The organism is Metabacillus sp. KUDC1714 (assembly GCF_014217835.1).
In the GTDB taxonomy this organism is placed as follows: Bacteria; Bacillota; Bacilli; order Bacillales; family Bacillaceae; genus Metabacillus; species Metabacillus rhizosphaerae.
Window position 1 is genome coordinate 3,379,963 of sequence record NZ_CP055263.1, and the last position, 21,052, is coordinate 3,401,014.

16 protein-coding genes are annotated in these 21,052 nt (G+C 33.5%); 14 read left to right on the forward strand and 2 right to left on the reverse strand.

Features of this window, described 5'->3' with window-relative positions; translation table 11 throughout:
* Nucleotides 1–19 precede the first annotated feature (19 nt).
* The 12 genes from HUW50_RS15665 (at nt 20) to HUW50_RS15720 (ending at nt 15,370) form a co-directional block, all read left to right on the forward strand.
* On the forward strand, nt 20–952 hold the full coding sequence (locus tag HUW50_RS15665; protein ID WP_066324626.1) for an AraC family transcriptional regulator: 933 nt from the start codon (nt 20–22) through the stop codon (nt 950–952).
* A 398-nt stretch (nt 953–1,350) separates the two neighbouring features.
* A complete protein-coding gene (locus HUW50_RS15670; protein ID WP_066325776.1) occupies nt 1,351–2,328 on the forward strand; it encodes a sugar phosphate isomerase/epimerase family protein in 978 nt (325 codons plus the stop codon).
* A gap of 25 nt (nt 2,329–2,353) precedes the next feature.
* Nucleotides 2,354–3,778, forward strand: a complete 1,425-nt coding sequence (locus tag HUW50_RS15675) for a sugar porter family MFS transporter (protein WP_066324628.1) — start codon at nt 2,354–2,356, stop codon at nt 3,776–3,778.
* Nucleotides 3,779–3,900: 122 nt separating this feature from the next.
* The gene (locus HUW50_RS15680) at nt 3,901–5,106 is read left to right on the forward strand and encodes a Gfo/Idh/MocA family protein (RefSeq protein WP_157094270.1); all 1,206 of its coding nucleotides are present in this window, start codon (nt 3,901–3,903) and stop codon (nt 5,104–5,106) included.
* A 397-nt stretch (nt 5,107–5,503) separates the two neighbouring features.
* The gene (locus tag HUW50_RS15685) at nt 5,504–6,523 is read left to right on the forward strand and encodes a Gfo/Idh/MocA family oxidoreductase (RefSeq protein WP_066324634.1); all 1,020 of its coding nucleotides are present in this window, start codon (nt 5,504–5,506) and stop codon (nt 6,521–6,523) included.
* A gap of 156 nt (nt 6,524–6,679) precedes the next feature.
* A complete protein-coding gene (locus HUW50_RS15690; RefSeq protein ID WP_066324637.1) occupies nt 6,680–7,507 on the forward strand; it encodes a sugar phosphate isomerase/epimerase family protein in 828 nt (275 codons plus the stop codon).
* Between the two features lie 225 nt (nt 7,508–7,732).
* Nucleotides 7,733–9,169: a D-xylose transporter XylE gene (xylE, locus tag HUW50_RS15695; protein WP_066324639.1), complete on the forward strand. Its 1,437-nt coding sequence runs from the start codon at nt 7,733–7,735 to the stop codon at nt 9,167–9,169.
* Between the two features lie 307 nt (nt 9,170–9,476).
* Nucleotides 9,477–10,481: a LacI family DNA-binding transcriptional regulator gene (locus HUW50_RS15700; protein ID WP_066324641.1), complete on the forward strand. Its 1,005-nt coding sequence runs from the start codon at nt 9,477–9,479 to the stop codon at nt 10,479–10,481.
* A 157-nt stretch (nt 10,482–10,638) separates the two neighbouring features.
* On the forward strand, nt 10,639–12,132 hold the full coding sequence (locus HUW50_RS15705; RefSeq protein ID WP_066324660.1) for a sugar ABC transporter ATP-binding protein: 1,494 nt from the start codon (nt 10,639–10,641) through the stop codon (nt 12,130–12,132).
* Between the two features lies 1 nt (nt 12,133).
* Nucleotides 12,134–13,123 carry an ABC transporter permease gene (locus tag HUW50_RS15710; protein ID WP_066324676.1) on the forward strand — a complete coding sequence of 330 codons (990 nt, stop codon included), beginning with the start codon at nt 12,134–12,136 and terminating at the stop codon, nt 13,121–13,123.
* A 143-nt stretch (nt 13,124–13,266) separates the two neighbouring features.
* The gene (locus HUW50_RS15715) at nt 13,267–14,244 is read left to right on the forward strand and encodes a sugar ABC transporter substrate-binding protein (protein ID WP_066324682.1); all 978 of its coding nucleotides are present in this window, start codon (nt 13,267–13,269) and stop codon (nt 14,242–14,244) included.
* A gap of 292 nt (nt 14,245–14,536) precedes the next feature.
* The gene (locus HUW50_RS15720; RefSeq protein WP_066324684.1) at nt 14,537–15,370 is read left to right on the forward strand and encodes an FxLYD domain-containing protein; all 834 of its coding nucleotides are present in this window, start codon (nt 14,537–14,539) and stop codon (nt 15,368–15,370) included.
* 127 nt (nt 15,371–15,497) lie between these two features.
* Here the strand turns inward: HUW50_RS15720 and HUW50_RS15725 are convergent, their stop codons facing one another.
* Both HUW50_RS15725 and HUW50_RS15730 read right to left on the reverse strand, forming a co-directional pair.
* Nucleotides 15,498–17,120 (reverse strand): response regulator transcription factor, encoded by a 1,623-nt coding sequence (locus tag HUW50_RS15725; RefSeq protein ID WP_066324686.1) that lies wholly within the window; start codon nt 17,118–17,120, stop codon nt 15,498–15,500.
* Between the two features lie 7 nt (nt 17,121–17,127).
* Entirely contained in the window at nt 17,128–18,828 is a 1,701-nt protein-coding gene (locus HUW50_RS15730; protein ID WP_185653025.1) for a sensor histidine kinase, read from the reverse strand.
* A gap of 303 nt (nt 18,829–19,131) precedes the next feature.
* Between HUW50_RS15730 and HUW50_RS15735 the strand changes: the two genes are divergently transcribed.
* Together HUW50_RS15735 and HUW50_RS15740 are read left to right on the forward strand one after the other, a co-directional pair.
* Nucleotides 19,132–20,100, forward strand: coding sequence for an ABC transporter permease (locus tag HUW50_RS15735; RefSeq protein ID WP_396652535.1), 969 nt, complete (start codon nt 19,132–19,134; stop codon nt 20,098–20,100).
* Nucleotides 20,101–20,127: 27 nt separating this feature from the next.
* Nucleotides 20,128–21,036, forward strand: a complete 909-nt coding sequence (locus HUW50_RS15740; protein WP_066325779.1) for a carbohydrate ABC transporter permease — start codon at nt 20,128–20,130, stop codon at nt 21,034–21,036.
* The last annotated feature ends 16 nt before the right edge of the window (nt 21,037–21,052 follow it).

Sequence of the window (21,052 nt, forward strand, 5' to 3'; positions counted from 1 at the left end):
ATTAGGGGGAGTAATCTTCTTGAATATCAATAATTTATTATCAGGTAAAACTTCATTAAACAAATATGTTCATCATTTATCTTTTAATGAAGTAGCTTTTCATGTTCATTATTGGGGAGTTATGCCTAATCATTATAATACTTTACTTCATAAACACTCTTTTTTTGAGGTGTGTTTTGTTGTAGATGGTGAAGGTGAATATATAGATAATAACTCTACCTATAAGTTACAAAAAAATACCTTATTTCTTTCAAGGCCTAATGTTTTACATCAAATTAAGAGCGAGGATGGATTATTCCTTCTCTATATTGGATTAGAATTAATAGAATCAGAATCTAATGACAAATGGTTAAAGATTATGGAGCAAATTGAGGAATGTACCGAGATTATTATTGATGTTGAAGAAAGGGCATCTTTTTCATTACTTTGGGAATCATTGCTTTCTCAGGCTTCTCAAAACGACCATCCCTTTTTTGAAGAAATACTTATGAATATAGCAAACTCCTTGATTCTTTCATTACTAGAAAGATTCAGTCCAATGGATGCGGATAGCTCAAATCAAAACATATCAAATGAAGAGACATCACCAATTTTAATGCAAGCAAAGCTTTATATTCAAGATAATTTATCTGATACATTAAAACTCAGTGATATAGCTAAACATTTACATATTTCTAGTCGGCACTTATCAAGACTGTTTGTGAAAGAACTAGGAGTTAGTTATTCTGAGTATGTGAAAAAAGAGAGGATACAAAAATCAGCTATGTTACTAAAAACTACAAATTTAAGTATCAAAGAAATTAGCGAACAAACAGGTTTTAAAAATGTGCATTACTTTACTCGTGTGTTCTCAGCTACAGTTAGAAATCCTCCTGGCAATTTTCGCACACTGTATACGAATCAAGAAAAAAAGACATATTCAGAGAAAGAGAAACCTTCACTACAAGAGTGAGGTTTTTTTAATTTTGTTAGATATGTCCTGAAAGTATAAAAAAGTAGTCTATTTTGTGTAAATACATCGAGCCAAATGGTGTATATAATCATACTAGAAGTGATACAGATTACTATCTATCCACAAAAAAATGATAACGATTACAATGGTGATTTTATTGGGTTGGGCATTTTTAAAACCAATATATGATTATCTTAAATTAGGTAGCTTTTTAGAGAGGAATCGTTATCATGTAGTACAAAGAAATGAAGGAATTTAGTATTTGGTGTCCTAAAAACATAAAGGTGTTGAAATTTATACTTGATTCCAAATTGTTTATTTATTGCAAACGTGGTTAGGTATTAATTTAGTTCATTTTACTTAATATTAGATAAGTTCTTTTAGGAGGAATTGATATGATGAAAACAGGGTTAGTAACTGATATTCTAGGATACATGTCATTTGAAGAAATGCTTGATACATGTGTTGAAAATGGTGTGGAATCCCTAGAGTTAGGTTGTGGAAACTGGTCAAAAGCACCACATGTAAATTTAGATCTTTTACTTGATAGTTCTGTTCATAGGGAAAAGTTTCTAGATGCTATTAAAAGAAGAGGACTCGAAATCGCTGCTTTGAACTGTTCAGGTAATCAACTAGAACCAACTGAAGAGGGGCAGGAACATAAAGAAGTTGTTGAAAAAACGTTTCGACTTGCAGGACTTTTAGGAGTGGAAACAATTGTTATGATGTCAGGTTGTCCTAGTAGTGGTCCAAATGATGTGACACCGAATTGGTTGACACATCCAATATTACCTTCACATTTTAAAACTCTTGAGTGGCAATGGAATGAAGTTGCTTTCCCGTATTGGGAAAAGGCTGTAAAAGTTGCTAAAGAGTATGGGGTGAATAAGATCGCTATTGAGAATCTAGGCTGTAACCTAGTCCATAATCCAGAAACGCTATTTAAATTAAGAAATGAGATAGGTGATATGGTTGGAATGAATTTTGATCCAAGTCACTTATTTTGGATGGGAGGTAACCCTATCTTAGCTGCAAGAGAATTAGGGGATGCGATCTATCATGTACATGCGAAAGATGTCCGAATCGAAAGAGGCATTAATGATATTAATGGTCTTATTGATGTGAAACCAATGGAAAGTTTCCAAACTCGTTCGTGGAATTACGTAGCATTAGGCTATGGACATGATGTTAGCTATTGGAAGGAATTTTTCACAGTCATTAAGATGACAGGTTATCAAGGGCCAGTTGTACTTGAAATGGAGGACTTAACGATGGATCCTCTGACAGGAGTTAAAAAGTCAATGGATGTGTTAAAAGAAGCTTTACCAAGAGATTTTCAGAAGGGGAAAAGTCAATCACTTATTAACGTCAGATAAAAATCAAAAGAAGGGGATGGTTTTTATGGATGGAAAACTGAGGAAAAACTCTTTTTTAGGAACAATTATTTTGGTTTCAACATTAGGGGGGTTACTATTCGGATACGATACAGGTGTTATAAATGGTGCTTTGCCTTTTATGTCTGAGGATCTTGGGCTCAACTCTTTTACTGAGGGTCTAGTTGCAAGTTCACTCCTTTTTGGAGCAGCATTAGGTGCAGTATTTGGAGGACGGCTTTCTGATTTTAACGGACGTCGAAAAAACATTCTCTATCTTGCGGTACTGTTCTTTATTGGAACAATTGGTTGTACGCTTGCACCAAATGTTACTACCATGGTGATTTTTCGATTTTTACTAGGGCTAGCAGTAGGAGGATCATCGGTAACAGTACCGACTTATTTAGCTGAAATGTCACCTGTTGAAAGAAGGGGGCGAGTAGTTACACAAAATGAATTAATGATTGTAGGTGGGCAATTATTAGCCTTCGTTTTCAATGCCATTTTAGGTAATACCTTGGGTGATACTACTCACGTTTGGAGGTATATGCTAGTTATTGCAGCATTACCAGCAATTTTTCTCTTTATTGGTATGTTAAGAGTTCCTGAAAGCCCTCGTTGGCTCATATTAAAGGGAAGAAAAGATAGTGCTTTAAGTATCCTCAGGCAGATACGTGAGACAGATAAAGCAGAATCAGAGTTTAAAGAAATCGAAGCAGCTATTGCTAAAGAATCCGATACACAGAAAGCATCGTATAAGGATATGGCTGTACCCTGGGTACGTCGTATCGTATTTCTAGGAATCGGTATTGCGATCGTGCAACAAATTACTGGGGTAAACTCTATCATGTATTATGGGACAGAAATCCTAAAAGATGCAGGTTTTAAAACAGAGGCGGCTTTAATCGCTAATATTGCGAATGGATTAATATCAGTTATAGCGGTTTGCATAGGTATTTGGCTCTTAGGGAAGGTTCGACGTCGGCGGATGTTAATAATTGGATTGATTGGAACGACTACAGCCCTGATGCTTATAGGAATATTCTCTAAAGTACTGGAGGGTTCTGTAGCATTACCATATGTAGTACTTAGCTTAACAGTTATGTTTCTAGCATTTATGCAGGGGGCAATTGCACCTGTAACATGGCTTATGCTCGCAGAAATTTTCCCGCTGAGGCTTAGAGGATTTGGAATGGGAATTAGTGTGTTTTGTCTTTGGATAACGAATTTTATTATTGGTTTGGCTTTTCCGGTATTACTTGAAAGTATTGGGCTATCTACAACATTCTTTGTCTTTGCGGGAATGGGGGTATTTGCTATCGCATTTGTGAAGAAGTATTTGCCTGAGACAAAGGATCGAACACTTGAGGAATTAGAACTCTATTTCCGTAATTATAATGGAAAGCAGAATAAAGAAGAAGCATTAGAAGTCGAGTATAGAAGTAACTTATAATCCTAATTTTCATTATATAACACTATTAATTTGTATTTGTGTAAACGGTACCATTTTATATTTTATTGGGAATTTAGGGGTAATAAAAATAATTTGACAATTTAACTGAAAGCGAGGAGATTTTGATGTTAAATGGAGAGAAGAAAATTGAAAGACCATTACGCTGGGCTATGGTTGGTGGTGGAAGACATGGGCAAGTTGGTTATAAACACCGTATTGGGGCTTTAAGAGACAATACTGCTTTTAAACTAGTAGCAGGTGCATTTGATATTGATCCTGAAAGAGGAAAAGATTTTGGTACGAACATAGGTGTTGAAGAAAATCGTTGCTACCCAGATTATAAAACGATGTTTGTCAAAGAAGCTACACGTGAGGATGGAATTGAAGTTATTTCAATTGCTACACCGAATGGAACTCACTATGAAATCTGCAAAGCAGCACTAGAAGCCAATTTACATGTCATTTGTGAAAAACCTTTATTTTTTACTAGTGAAGAGGTTTTAGAAATTAAGGAACTTGCTGAGCAGAAAGGGAAAATTGTCGGAGTAACTTATGGATTCTCTGGTAATCAAATGTTACTTCAAATGCGAGCAATGATTGAAAAAGGGGATATTGGAGAAATTCGTGTAGTTGATCTGCAATATACACATGGCTTTAATGCTACTGATGACGCAGATAAATTCAGTGAAGCCCAAAAATGGAGAGTAGATCCGAAAATTGCTGGGCCAAGCTTTGTTCTAGGTGATCTATCTACACACACCTATTATATGTCACAGTTAATTATGCCTCATATGAAAATTAAAAAGTTATTATGTGATCGCCAAAGTTTTATTAGTAGTCGTGCTCCACTAGAGGATAATGCACACGTTATTATGCATTATGAAAATGGTGCTGTAGGTACTATGTGGACTTCTTCCATTAATGCAGGGTGTATGGATGGTCATAGAATTCGTATAGTTGGATCAAAGGCTAGCCTAGAGTGGTGGGATAGCAATCCTGGTGAACTTAGATATGAAGTTCAAGGAGAACCGATTCAAACATTAATTCGAGCAATGCCATATTTGGATGACATGTGTAATGCTGATGAGAGATTAGGAGCATTACATGTAGAAGGTTTATCTGAATCATGGGCAAATATATATTTAAAGTTTGCTAGAGCAATTGATGCGAAAAATCGCGGTGATGAAGAAGCATTAAGTAAAATGGTATACCCTGATATTAATGCTGGACTTGAAGGAGTTCGTTGGATTGAAAATTGTGTTCGTTCAGCAGATAATGGTGCTGTGTGGGTAGATTTTAATGAGGTTTATGAAAAAACGTTAAGTTAAAAAATAGTTAAGTTCATAAGTAATCATTCATTGTACGTAACCTTTGGAAGTATTTCTGGAGGTTACGTTTTTTCTTTTGAAAGGGGGGAGGGTGAATGGGTTACAGATTGGTATTCACCATAATAGCAACCAATAAAGTTATTTTTTGATCATTAAGGAAAGTGCTTTCCTACGAAAAAAATTTCCTTGGTGTAGTTTTAAATTAAAAGATGATAGTGAATGCTTATATAGCAGGTGTTATTGAAAATTGATACAAAGAAAAAGGTCCATCCTAAGTAATTTTTAAATTAAAAATAGTTTGACTAATTAAATGTAACGGCTTACAATGTGAAAGTAAGGAAAGTACTTTCCTAAAATGCACATAGTGTTAACTACATAAATTTCAGGAGGCATTGTTATGAATAAATTAAATATTGGTTTAATAGGTGCTGGAAGAATGGGAGCTTTTCATGGTGAGACGATTGCTCAACGCTTACCTCAAGCAAACTTGTATGCGGTTGCAGATCCTGTACCTGGTGCTGCTAAAGGATTAATAAGTCAATTAGATGTAAATGCAAAAGCTTACACAGATCCGATGGAATTAATTCAGGATCCGTGCATAGATGCTGTGGTGATTGCTTCACCAGCGCGTACACATGCAAGTAATGTTCTTGCTGCTATTAAACAAGGTAAAGCAGTATTCTGTGAAAAACCTATGGCTGTTAATTTGAAAGAAGCAAATGAGATTGTTCATGCGAGTGATGAAAGTAACATTTTAGTTCAAGTTGGTTTTAATAGAAGATTTGAAAAAGGATTTTATTCTGCTCATACAGAAATTGCATCTGGTAAGATCGGCACACCACAATTAATGAAATCAACAACGAGAGATCCTAAGTTAAATAGAGCTGAATCTATTCCAGAATGGACGATCTTTTTAGAAACATTAATTCATGACTTTGATACACTAATGTATTTAAATCCTGGTGCAAAGCCTGTTGAAGTCTATGCGATTGCAGATGCATTAATTCGACCTGACCTAAAAGATAGTGGTTTATTAGATACTGCTGTTGTAACTGTAAAATTTGATAATGGTACTATTGCAACTGCAGAAGCGAATTTCCAGGCTGTATATGGTTATGACGTTAGAGCAGAGGTTTTCGGATCAGAAGGTATGATTACTGCTGGAGGAATCCGTGAATCAAGTATGACGAGATATAACCATAATGGGGTAAGTTTTGATACCTGCCGTTACGATCAAGATTTATTGTTTGATGCTTACGTTGGTGAATTAAGAAGCTTTGTAGATTGTGTGATTCATAATAAACCATCATTAGCAACTGCTAATGATGCTCGATATGCTTTGAAAATCGCGCTAGCTAGTATTGAATCTGTGAAAAGTAACCTGCCAATTAAACTTGACCAACACGTATTAATTTAATCGAATATAGAATGCTTTACTGAAATATGTGAGTAGGATTCATTTGAAGGGGGATGAATCCCCCTTTTAAATAAAAATAGCAACATTACTTATACATATGTCTATATGCTAAAACCAAAAAATATCATTAACGATTAAATACATGGAGGGAAGAAAATGAATAGGGATTATGGTCTTTGTCTATGGACTTTTGGAGATATATCATTGGAAGAGAAATGCAAACTAGCAAAGGAAATTGGTGTAGATGGAGTTGAGGTTCAAGGAGATTTATCACAAAATCCTGCTATTTTGCAAGCAATTTTAAATAAATATGATTTAAAAGTATTATCAGTGACTCCAGATAATGTGGATATTTCAAGTGCTGATGAAAAGGTACGTTCTAGAGCGGTTCAATATTTTCTAGACTTATTAGACTGGGCACAAGAATTGGGTGCAAAAAGAATTTGTTTACATGGAGATGTTGGGAAAACGCAGGGTAGTGGGGATTTATTGAAAGATTGGGAGTTGCTTGTGAATAGCTCGAAAGTGGTAGTGCGTAAAGCTGATGAACTTGGTCTCGAAGTTGTGTTTGAAGTACTTAATCGTTATGAGAATCATCAAATTGTAACTTCAAAAGAAGCATTACGCCTAATTGATGAAGTTGGAAGTGAAAACATTAAGGTACTATTAGATGCTTATCACATGAATATTGAGGAAGCTTGTCCTATTCAGGCTCTTAAAGATGCTGGGGGAAAGTTAGGTGTTTATCATATTGCTGATTCAAATAGACAAGGTGTAGGTGACGGACATTCTGATCTAGAAGGTCAAATTACAGCATTACATGAATTTGGCTATGAAGGACCAATTATTATGGAAATGGTTGCTGCAGGACCAAATCCATTCACACCGGTTAAGGATGGAAACTATTTAGATATAGTTGTAAGTTACTATAAGGAATCTCTAAAACAACTAAGAGAATGGGATGCGGTTAAAGTTAATGTATAAGAAAATCTAACTTCTTAAAGGTCGGTTGTGTTAAAAGCAAGTGGTTAGATTGAAAGACGTAGATTGATTGGTTTATATATATTGTCAATTGTAAGCGCTTGTAAAAGGTGTATGCTTAAACAAGCCAACGCAGCATTATATCTAGGGGTTGGCTTGTTACAAATAATATCTAGAAAATTATCTAGAAATATTTTATTTAAGTAAATCGATCATGAAAGGAATCCCATAAAAATGAAGCAAAGTACGAGATTTATTATATTTCTGTCTGTAGTTGCTGCGCTAGGTGGACTTTTATTTGGTTACGATACAGCCGTGATATCAGGTGCAGAACAATCATTACAGGTGTATTTTATAGATAATCTTGGTTTAAGTACAATATTCCATGGATTAACGGTATCTAGTGCACTTATTGGTTGTGTTATAGGTGGATTAATCAGCGGTGTGCTTTCTAATGGAATAGGTCGTAGAAACTCTCTTCTAGTTGCAGCTGTTTTATTTTTTATTTCCGCGGTACTTTCTGGATATCCTGAATTCTTATTCTTTACAAAAGGTGAGCCAACGATTGGTCTTTTCATTATGTTTAACATCTATAGAATTATTGGTGGTATAGGTGTTGGTTTGGCTTCAGGATTAGGGCCATTGTATATTAGCGAAACGTCTCCTGCAAATATTAGAGGGAAATTAGTAACTCTAAATAATCTAGCCATTATATTTGGAATGTTGGCTGTTTACTTTGTTAACTGGAGAATTGCAGCAGGGCAGAGTCTAAGTTGGATTCACGATATCGGTTGGAGATACATGTTTGCTTCCGAAGCAATTCCAGCAATATTATTCTTTGGCCTTCTATTTCTAGTGCCAGAAACTCCTCGTTATTTAATATCGAAAAATAAAGATAAAGAAGCAATGAAAATCTTAACGAAAGTTAATGGATCAGAAAAAGTAGCAAAAGAAATTTATCAAGAGATAAAACAGACGCTGGACACTCCTAACTCACCTAAAGCGGGTATCTTTTCATATGGAAAGATGGTCATTATTGTAGGGGTTTTATTAGCTGCAGCGCAACAGTTTGTAGGGATTAATGTAATTCTCTATTATGCACCACGTATATTCGCTAATATGGGAGCAAGTGCAGATAGCTCCATGCTTCAAACGATACTAATTGGGGTTGTAAATTTTATTTTTGTATTAATAGCACTAATACTTGTAGAGAAGTGGGGAAGAAAGCCCTTACTTCTACTAGGATCAGTTGGTATGGCTGTTGGAATGTTTGGAGTAGCTACTTTATCGTTCGTTGATTCTATGGGGTTAGGTGCTTTACTATTCATTTTAGTATATGTAGCTTTTTATAATTTATCTTTTGGTCCGCTTGTGTGGGTACTAGCTGCTGAGATTTTCCCTAATAAAATAAGAAGTCAAGTGATGGCTATAACAGTTGTTGCTAACTGGGGAAGTAATTTATTGATATCAGCGACATTCCCTTCTTTACTGGAAATAAGTGCTGGAATGGCTTATAGCTTTTATGGTGTAATGTGTATTCTTTCGTTCATTTTTGTATGGAAGTTAGTTCCTGAAACAAAAGGACAAACACTTGAAGAGATTGAAACACATTGGAAACCAAAAGAAGTGGCTTCTAATTTAAGTCAAAGAAAAATAGATTTATAGACTTTATTTTATCACGTTGATAATACCATCAATTTCTTTTCTTATTAAAGGAGGTGATTAGGTAATTATTGAAAACGTTATTAAAAAACTATGAAAGAAAATTAGTTGGACGTAAAAGTTAATCCTGTAAAGTCATGAGATTAAGTGTGTATAGGGTGTTGTGAGCGATCGTTTAAAATACTAGTTCGATCCTATTTTAAGAGAAATAGTTACAAAAGCTAGAAAATCCCTTTCCTAATATTTTTAATCTACCTAAAAGTTGATTAAAATATATGTGTAGGTTCCAAAGGGGAAGGAGAAAGAATAAATGAAACAACCAACTATCTATGATGTTGCAAAAGAAGCAGGGGTTGCTATTTCTACAGTTTCAAAAGTGTTAAATAATACAGGAAGTATTGGAGCAAAAACAAGAAAAAAAGTTGAAGAGACAATGCAGAAATTAAATTATCAACCTAGTGTTGCAGCATCAGTCAAAAAACGAATTCAAACAATAGGACTTCTAATTCCGAATATTGCAGACCCTTTCATGGCAGAAATTGCAAGAACAATTGAGGATCATGGGAGGAAGTTTGGTTTTAGTCTAATGATATGTAGTACTGATAATGATTTGGATAAGGAAATTGAATATGTCTCAATTTTAAAGCAAAAATATATTGATGGAATTATTATTGCTACCGGATTAAAAAATACAGTGGCGCTAAAAGAATTAATTAATAGTGAAATCCCAGTAGCTTTGCTAGCGAGGGAGGTACCATCACTAGCAGTTAATACGGTGGTCGTAAATGACTTTTTAGGAGCATTCGAAGCTACTTCGTATCTAATAAAACTAGGACATCAAAAAATTGCCATGGTCACTGAAGATATCTATTTTCCTGTAACTAAATCTAGACTTGATGGATACAAACAGGCTCTTGAACAAGCAGGCATAAATTATAATGAAAATTTAGTTACGATAAATAATACTAGCTTTACGGATGCTTTAGATTCAACGGTTAAACTATTGAATTTACCGGAACCTCCAACAGCCATTTTCGCATCAACTGAACCTCTTGCAATTGGAGCAATGCAAGGTGCTCGTGAATCTGGCTTTGATATTCCAAAGGATATTTCTATAGTAGGATTTGACAATTCAATTCTTGCTGAAATGTGCTATCCACAGTTAACGACTGTGTCGCAGCCAATACAAGAAATGGGTAAGAAAATAATTGAATTATTAGTTGAAGAGATAAAGGATCCAAAAAAATTAAAACAACGAATTGTTATGTCACCAGAACTAGTCATTCGAAGAACTGCAAGTGAAATGAACAACTAGAACTAAATCCGAGATACGATAACTAAGAACATAAGAAAAGCTTATTTAGTGTCTCGGTAATTTATTTGTCTACTTTTTGTAAGCGTATTCTCTCAGAGAACTTCTGATCTAAATAAGAGCAACTAAGAGAAGTTGATTAATTGAAAGGGGGTTAGTTATGACAGAGTTACTTAGGCTTGAAAATATTTGTAAGGGCTTTTCTGGTATTCCCGTATTAAAGAATATTGATTTAGATGTAAGAGCAGGAGAGGTACATGTCCTACTTGGAGAAAATGGTGCAGGCAAATCTACTATGATAAAAATCATGACAGGTTCCTATATAAAGGATGAAGGTGAAATGTTTTGGGAAGGAAAGAAAGTGAATATTCAAAATCCCTCTGATGCAATGAAGCTTGGAATTGCAACAATTTATCAAGAGCTGAACCTAATTCCAGAGCTCCCAGTCTATGAAAATATTTTTCTTGGAAGAGAGCTAAAAAGGAATGGAAAGTATTCTTTTCTCAATAAGAAAGAAATGATTAGAAGATCTAAAGAATATCTAAAGCGCTTGGGTCAAGAAATATCACCAGAAGCATTAGTTTCATCTTTAGGGGTGGGGCAACAACAATTAGTCGAAATTGCTAAAGCACTTACTATTGATACAAAGTTAATTATTATGGATGAACCTACATCGAGTTTAAGTGGTTCAGAGGCTCAACAGCTTTTAAAAACAATTATAGAATTAAGAAAACAAGGTATTGCAATCGTTTACATTTCACATCGATTAGAGGAACTGAAACAAATTGGTGATCGGATTACAATTTTAAGAGATGGTAATGCCATTGACACTTTGGAAGTAAAAGAAACGAGTACCGACAAAATGGTTCAATTAATGGTTGGAAGAAAATTAAAGGATAAATTCCCGAAAGAATCATTCAAATTGGGAGAGGAAGGCCTAACAGTAGAAAATTTACGTTTAAAAGGAGGGATAAATAATGTAAGTTTTACTGCTTATCAAGGGCAGATATTAGGGATATCAGGATTAGTAGGTGCTGGACGTACAGAAGTTGCTAGAGGGATTTTTGGAGTTGATCCGGTAGAATCAGGTAAAGTTTTTGTCTTTGGTAAAGAAGTGAAAATTAAATCACCGAAAGATGCGATTCAAGCAGGATTAGCTTTTATTACGGAAAATCGAAAAACGGAAGGACTTATTTTAGATGAGTCATTAAAAAACAATATGTCAATTGCCAGCTTGAAAAATTATAAAAAGGGTCCATTTATTCAATGGGAACAAATTAAGAAAAGTTCAGAGAATTACATTCAAGAGCTACAAATTCGACCATCCAATACTGAAAAACATGCTAGGAATTTAAGTGGTGGGAACCAGCAAAAGGTTGTTATTGCAAAATGGTTGGCAACTCAAGCAAAAATATTTATTTTTGACGAACCTACTAGGGGAATAGATGTTGGGGCCAAGGTTGAAGTGTACCGTTTAATTAATTCGTTAGTGAGTGACGGAGCGGTAGTCATTATAATTTCTTCTGAGTTGCCTGAGATTCTTGGTATATGTGATCGAGTGTTAGTAATGAATGAAGGGGAAATTACTGCTGATCTACTGAAGGAAGAAGCGAACCAAGAAGTAATAATGAAAGCTGCTACAGGGGGGATGTAACATGTCAGGAATAGTGTTAGAAAAAAAGAATGCTAGTACAGGAATGACGAAAAAAGAATTTATTAGTAAGTTCGGTTCTTTATTGGGATTGGTTTTGTTAGTCATAACATTGTCACTTCTAAATGCTCAGTTTTTTACGGTTAATAATTTTATGAATATCGCTAATCAGACCTCTATTAACGCTTTATTGGCTTTAGGAGTGTTGCTTCCTATTTTAACAGCAGGTATCGATTTGTCTATCGGAGCAATTTTGGCCATTTCGATTATGATGATGGGGGTTGTAACTGTCAATTTTGGAGCAAATCCTTTTGTAGGTATCTTGGTTTGCTTAGTAACTGGAGCTTTTTTTGGTCTAGTAAACGGACTCTTGTTAACCAAGCTTCGACTTCCGCATCCATTTATTTCAACTTTAGGAACAATGAATATAGCTCGAGGACTTGCCCTAATTGTTACAGGAGCGGCCCCTATCGCAGGATTTCCAGTGTTTATACAGTATTTTGGAAGTGGAAACATTGCAGGGACAGTGCCATTTAGTTTTATACTTGTGCTAATCATGGCGGTATTAATCCATATCTTTTTAAACCGAACTATGACAGGGCGCTATATCTATGCAATCGGAGGTAACAAAGAAGCCGCACGTCTGTCAGGTATCAATGTCAATAAAGTTCTTGTACTCGTTTATGTATTGAGTGGATTAATGGCAGGATTAGCTGGATTGGTAATGGTAGGTCGTGTAAATTCGGCATTTCCATTAGCTGGAATGGGCTATGAATTAGATGCAATTGCTGCAGTTATCATTGGTGGAGCTAGTTTATTTGGTGGTGTAGGAACTGTATGGGGCACGTTGATCGGAGCCTTAATAATTGCGGTCTTACGTAACGGTCTAAACTTGATCGGAGTACCTGCAGATTTACAATTAGCCTTTATCGGTTTTGTTATCATTGCAGCTGTTTATGTCGACGTTTTAAGGCAAAAACCAAATAAAAATTAAGATTATAGTTTTAAGTTAGCAGTTACGATAATAAAGAGCGTAATTGGGAAAAGAGAGATATTGTAAATATAAATAACTGAAAATTCAGACTTCTAATCAACATGGATTAAATTAATAAATTATAATAATTTAGGAGGATATCAATGAAAAAACATTTTTTATTTCAAATAATCGTATTAATAATGTTGTTGTGCACATTGGTTGGTTGCAACACAAATAATACAACAAGTGAATCTGCAGATACGTCTTCTAATGAGGAAAAACCAAAAGTGGTCGTTGTTTTACAATCTTTAACAAGTGAATACTGGAATTTTGTTCAAGCGGGGGCAAAGCAGGCATTTAAAGATTTTAATGTTGATGGAACAATATTAGGACCTTCATCAGAATCTCAAGTTATGGAACAAATAAATATGATGCAGGATGCTTTGACAAAAGGACCAGATGCTTTAGTTGTCTCAGCTACTCAACCAGAAACTGCAATTCCAACATTTAATCAATATAAGGAAAGTGATATCCCTGTCCTTCTTATCAACCAAGATGTAGATTGGGACAACAAAGTTACTTTTATTGGTACTGATAATTTCACTGCTGGGAAAAAGGGAGGGGAGTTATTAGCATCAATGCTTCAAAAAGGGGATAAAGTTGCCCTAATTGGTGGAGTATTAGGAAGTCAAACTCATAGAGATCGCCTTGATGGTGCGAAAGAAGCATTAGTTGCCGCTGGTATGGAAGTTGTTGCTGAACAACCTGCTGATAGTGACAAAAGTAAAGCAATGAACGTAATGGAAAATATCATTGAAAGTAATACAGGTTTAAAAGGTGTATTTGTAAGTAGTGATGATATGGCAATGGGAGCTTCAAGAGGTGTACAGAATAAAGGAGCAGATGTTCAGGTTGTTGGATTGGATGGTACGGTTGAATCGCTTGAATCAGTTATTAAAGATAATACAGTTGGTACGGTTGCACAAAATCCTTATGATATGGGATATAAGGGAGTAGAAAATGCAATTAAAGCCATCAAAGGTGATAGTGTCGAAAAAAGAATTGATACAGGTGCAGAGGTTATTACTAAAGAGAATGCTCAAGAGAGACTTGATTTCTTAAAAAGTATTTCGGAATAGTAGATATCTAGTAACTTTGTATTCACAAGTAAAGAGATCGAATCTCTCTTTAGATCATCATAAAAAGTCCTTGGTATTACTCAAATACTAAGGACTTTTTATATTACCGTGAATTAGGTTTATAGTTTTTAATCCAAAAACAAAGCTTCAATTTTCTAGTGCAAATTAATTAAAAATCAACCAAATTTTATAACATGCACCATTTTCAGTCTGTGAAGTAAGAGTTAATGATATTATAATAAAATGTGATAAATATATTGGGTAATAGTTCCAAAAAGGTAGGAGATATTTTTTGAGAGATTTAGATAGCATTATTGAAGAGATTCGGGAATTTTCAAAAGCGAATGAGTTACTTTCTTATCGTGAAGTAGAAGAATTACAGAATGTATTATATGAAGATGAAGTAATTATACATATAACGATCGGTAGTGTTGAAGGTTATAAGGGCTTATTTTTAGCTACTGTTTATCGAGTGCTGTTTATTTATCATAATGAAATAAGTCAGCCTAAAGTGTTGGAAGTTCCCTATGAAAAATTAGAATATATTCATGTAAAACAACTAAATCATTATGTAGCAATGGAATTGTTTTTTGCAGGAACGAAAATTGAAATCATGGATTTGCCTCCAGATGATGCAAACACTATTAAGGATGAAGTGAATTTTCAAATAGATACCTATAATCCTGCAAATAAAACGGGTAAAACACAGAAACGGAAGTTTGGATTCCTTCGTTATATTTTATTTATAGGAATTGCAGTACTAACGGGATACATAGTAGGGCCTCAATTTCATGTAGTAGAGGTATATGATGAAGCTATTACTGATTCCTTGACTAAGGAAGAAGGTGAAGAAAAATATCAATTGGAATTCTCTAATTTAGCAATAGAGAAGGGTGAGTATGACACAACAGTTAAAGGGATAATTAAGAATAACTCAGATAAGGAATATCGTTACATAAGTGTAGATATTCAATATTACAATAAAAAAGGTGCAATCGTAGATAGTCAAATAACATCTGCATATGATTTAAAACCAGGAATGTCTTGGGATTTAAACTCATCTTCCATTAGTGAGTATGCAGAAAGCTTTGAAATAGTAAGTGTGTATGTGGAAGAAGCAGAGTAAAATATTTAAAAATAGTGGATTAAAGCAACTTTTGTCTTTTAATCCACTATTTATTTGTAATAAGCCAAGTTAATGTTTATCCAATTAAACTCATCACCAGAAAGAAATAGCTCAATTAAAATTCACATTAAGAATTGCTTAACTTTCGATAGTCCACAGGAGTATAATTTGTTTCTTTTTTAAAAAGCTTCGTAAAATATGAATAATTTCCATACCCTACTTTATCAGAAATTATATGAACAGGAAGGTCTGTATTATTTAGTAAATCTTTCGCAATGTCCACTCTTTTTTTAATAATGTAATTTACAAGTGATATACCAGTTTCCTTTTTGAAATATCTCGCAATATAATCTGGGCTAAGATAAACAATTTTTGCTAAGCTAGTTCTCGTAATGTTTTCCTGATAATTTTGATCAATATAATCACAAATTGTATTGACGACAGATTTCTGTGAGTTAGTAAATGCCATATAGTCTAGCGAAACATCAACTAAATAAGAAATGTAAATCATTAAATCATCTATAGATCTTGATGATTGAGCTAGTAATAAATCGCCAGTCTTCCCTTGAAATAACTTATTAGCTAGAATTTCTTTTTTCTTTAGATGAGTATAGATTAATTGTGTAATATCTAATCTAAAACTGCACAACACATTTTGATCTAACGCATTTTTTTCTAATAAGTTTGTAAGGTATTGATAGCATTTATTAATGAAACTTAATTTATTGTCTGTTTCGAGATAATGCTCCAATAGTTGTAAATTTGGTTCAACATATTTTTTGACTTCTTTTATGGTCGTTTCTAATAGGAAGGTTTTGTTTCTAAAATCTACAGTTTCTTTACTCAGCACTTGAATGTCCTTAACAGTAGTTGGAAAATTGTCTAAAGGACTTATAGCTCCAATCCTACATTGGACATCGCACTTTAATTGATTGTTAATGGCTGCAATTATCTGGTTACAAGAAGAGAGCAAGTCCTTAGATGATACTTCAGAAGTACAATCTAGTAATTTGAAAATAGCAAGATACTCTTCTTTACTTTTACTAAATTCTAGAAAACTATCTAAACGAAAAGAAGCATCTTTGAACGCTTCTGCAATAATAGATTTTAACCTATTTTGTAAATTGTTTTCTTTATCAAATAACGAAATTATTTCCATGTTATCGACTAATGTATAAGGAAATAAATCAAGAAGTAGTGGCACAAAATAATCATGCAAAGAATAATCTATCTGTTTGATTTTTAGTTGTTCTTGTAATTCTTCATTAGATATAGAGTCGTTGTTTTTTAAATAAGTGTGCCAAAAATGTTCTACTATTTCTTCTTTGTTTTGCTGCCAGTAATGCCCAACTTTTACTGCATCATCTTTTACTTGACTTTGTTTCACTTTATTTATTGCCTTTTTAATTATTAATTCAAGTTTATCGAATTCAATCGGTTTTAAATAATATTCAAAACTTTGAAGTTCAATTGCTTTTTGGGCGTAGTTAAAGTCAGCAAAATTAGTTAAATAGATAGCTTGAACATTAAAGCCCTCAGATCTTATCCAAGCCAATAATTCAAGCCCACTACCTTGGGGCATTTCTATATCGGAAATTAAAATATGGACCATATTTTTATCAAATATTTTTTTCGCCTGACGTATATTGTAAGCGGAGTAAATATGTTGGATGCCTAAAGAAGTCCAATCTATTTTTTGTTCTAAAGCAGATACGACAAATCGATCATCGTCAACAATCAACACATTCATTTACAATTCACTCCTCAAAAATGAGATAGGGTAAGATTAGCACAATTTCTGCGCCGTCATCTAAATTATTAGAAAATTCTATCGTAAATTCGCCACTATACATTAATCTAAGTCTTTGAACGACATTGTTGATTCCAATCTTTTCGCCATGTTGATCAGTTAAAGGAATATTGTTCTTAAGCTTATTCAATATATCAGCAGGGAATCCTGGACCATTATCTTTTAAAGTTATTTTGATAAACTTCTTATTATCTATATATTGTAACCTTAAGGATATTTTGACTTGTTCATCTAGAGAAACTGAGTATTTAATCGTATTTTCAATAAATGTTTGTAACACTAAAGGCGGAATTTTCATTTTTTCAATATCATTCTCAATAAAAATATCAAAAAGAAAAGCGTCACCGTGTACTAATTTTTGTATTGCTAGATAATCGTTAATATGGTTTAATTCCTTTTCTAGTTTTACAAAGTTTTGATTTGTTTGAAATAAATATCTGAAATATTTAGATGTGGATAAGGCCATTTCTTTTATTTCTTTATACAGCTCCATTTGCGCCATGCTATAAATGGTCGTTAAACAATTTAGATAAAAGTGTGGCTTAATTTGTAGTTTCATAAAATCCATTTGAATTTGCTTCTTTTCAATTTCTTGCTCATAAATATTAACTTTTAATTTTTTTATTTCACTTATCAAACCTCTGAATTGTGTATTTGCTTGTTCGAGCTCTATTATACTGCTACTTTTAAAATCAATTGCTTCATTATTTTGATTGAGATCAGATAGGTTTTTAGAAAATCTTTGAATTGGTGATATCACTTTGTTTTTCATATAGAGGACAATTAAAAATAAAATGAAACTGATAACTATTGTTGCAAAGATAAGAACAAACTGAGCAATCACGACTCTTTCATAAGCACTAAAATGGTCGACAGATACATGTAAGGTAAAAGGTAGAGAGGTATTTTCTCCTTTAAATACAAGGTGACTACTAAAAAAGTCGTTCGATTTTTCCTTTTTAAACAAATTTACTTGATCTAAGTCAGAAAGAAAGCCATGTTGATCATTCTCCATTATGATCGTTCCATTTTTACCTAAATTGATGTCTTGCAAAGGCAAAAGAATATCCTCTACATCAATCAAAGAAATAAACATTCTATTTTCATACTCTAATGAGTGATATAAATAGAATTTATTGTTGAGCTTGAGGGATTTCCAAGTATACATATCCTCATAATTATTCAAAGTTGTTTTTTTAGATATCAGGAAATTTTCCACTTTTATATATTCAGAATAATCCATTTGAATGGGAGAACTATTAAAAAAGTAGTTCTCTTTTTTTAATGCTAAAAAGAATTGAAATTCTTTTCCAGTGGAATATTGAAAATCGTTCACTCTTGATCTGAAGTCACTGATGCTTTCAGGTAATTCTGACATATCATTGGCATCTTCAATATTTTTAATTAAAGGCTCGTGCTTCACAGTCCAAATCATAAAATGATCGATAGCATTAAATTTTTGTTGTGCGTCTTTTAGGTAGAGGTCAACGGTATTAGTAATGTAGTCGATGCTTTGTTGTCTAGTAATTGAAATAGTAAAGAAACTAACGAAAATATTGATAAGTAATATAGTAATGAAAATGATCAATAGGACTTTAGAATAATAATTAACAGAACGTGAAGGAGTTTTTCTAGTATTCAACCACAATTCTTTTTCACCTCCAAGGCTTACCTTACTCTACATTATATAGATTCAAATTGCATTTTCTAGCACAATACCGTCAAGAAAGCGGTTAATTTTCCAAGTGAAGACTGAATAGTGCTATTTTGTTCAGTTTGATTTCAATAAATAGTCTAATTATCACCGAATAGTATTAGGGACTTAACCGTTTACTTCTATTTAATGGTGAATGCGCTACCATATAATGAATTATACCCAGTGAAGGATAAGCAAGCTTATTATTAAATGCACTTCAAAATTATTTGTATAGTAAATAAAGGAGGGGGAAAATTGGAAAATAAAGTTGTTACTCAAACTATCACTAATGCAACAGTTATCTCGAACAATAGTAATACATCTAAAAGGCTGAAACAGTTTAAGAAAAGTGGACCATTATATGTTTTGTTGCTTCCTTCAATTATATTATTAATTTGTTTTACTTACCTACCTATGTATGGGTTAATAATCGCATTCAAAGATTATTCACCAACGTTAGGTATCTTAGAGAGCCCATGGGTAGGATTAAAGCACTTTATTCAATTTTTTAATTCTTACCAATTTGATCTCACAATAAAAAATACGTTAAATATCAGTTTATACAGTATTTTAGTGGGGTTTCCTCTGCCAATTGCATTAGCAATACTTTGTAATCAATTACGTATTGGAATGTTTAAAAAGGTTTTTCAGGTAACTACCTATTTACCACATTTTATTTCTACAATGGTTATGTGCGGAATGATTTTGATTTTCTTGTCACCTAGCAATGGATTAATTTCTAATTTTTTGGGGTTAATTGGGATTGAAATGCCAAATGTTTTGTCAAAGGCATCATTTTTTAGCAGTATCTATGTATGGAGTGATGTATGGCAACATATAGGGTGGGACAGTATCATTTATTTAGCAGCTCTTTCAGCAATTAATCCAACCTATTACGAAGCTGCTACAATGGATGGCGCTAGTAAAATGCAAAAGATTCTTCATATTGATATACCATTACTTTTACCTACCGCGATGATTCTATTAATATTACGTGCAGGCAGTCTCTTGAGTGTAGGATTTGAAAAAGTACTTTTACTACAAAATCCTTTAAATATAGCTGGAAGTGAAGTTATTTCTACCTATGTTTATAAAATAGGGCTACAAAATTTTCAGTATAGCTTGTCAACAGCAATCGGGTTATTCAATACAGTAGTCAATATTGTTATCTTACTTTTAGTGAATTGGATGTCTAAGAAACTAACGAAAACAAGCTTGTTTTAGAGGGGAGGTAAGGATTTGGAAACGATAATGAAAAAGAAGTTTGCCAAAAAATCAAGAACTGAAAAGAGTTGGAAAGATAGAATTTTTGATATTTCGGTATATGGAATAGCGATACTGATGATGGTAATGATTATATATCCTCTATGGTTTATTGTAATCGCTTCATTTAGTAACCCTGCTGATATTGCAAACGGAAATGTGTGGTTTTGGCCAAAAGAGTGGAAACTAGATGGATATATTGAATTACTGAAACAAGAGATGATTTGGAGAGGATATCTAAATACAATTATCTACACGATTGTCGGAACGTTTATTGCATTGGTTGTGAACATACCAGCTGGATATGTTTTATCAAGGCAAGATTTATTTGGAAGAAAATTGATTTCCACCTTTTATATTATTCCCATGTTCATAGGTGGTGGTTTAATTCCAACTTATTTGGTAGTGAAAAATTTTGGCTTATTAGATACATTTTGGGTTTTGGTGTTACCTTTTTCTGTTTCAGCTTTTAACATTATCATTGCAAAAACATTCTTTAAAAACAGTATTCCTGAAAGTCTTTGGGAAGCAGCTCAGATTGATGGCTGTGGTACGATCAGATATTTTCTAACGATGGTGTTACCATTGTCAAAAGCAATTCTTGCAGTCATTGGGCTTTGGACAGCAGTAGGGATATGGAATTCTTGGTTTGATGCTATGATTTATATTTCAAACGAAAGTTTACAACCGCTACAACTGATACTACGAAGAATTTTGATAGCTAATGAATCGCTGCTTGGAACTGCATCAGGGGATCTAGCATCGGAATTAAGAAGATTATCAGAGATGATGAAATATGCAGCAATAGTCGTTTCCACTCTTCCAATTATGTGTTTATATCCATTTTTACAAAAGTATTTTAATCAAGGTGTTATGGTTGGTTCAATAAAAGAATAATAATAGGGGGAAATAA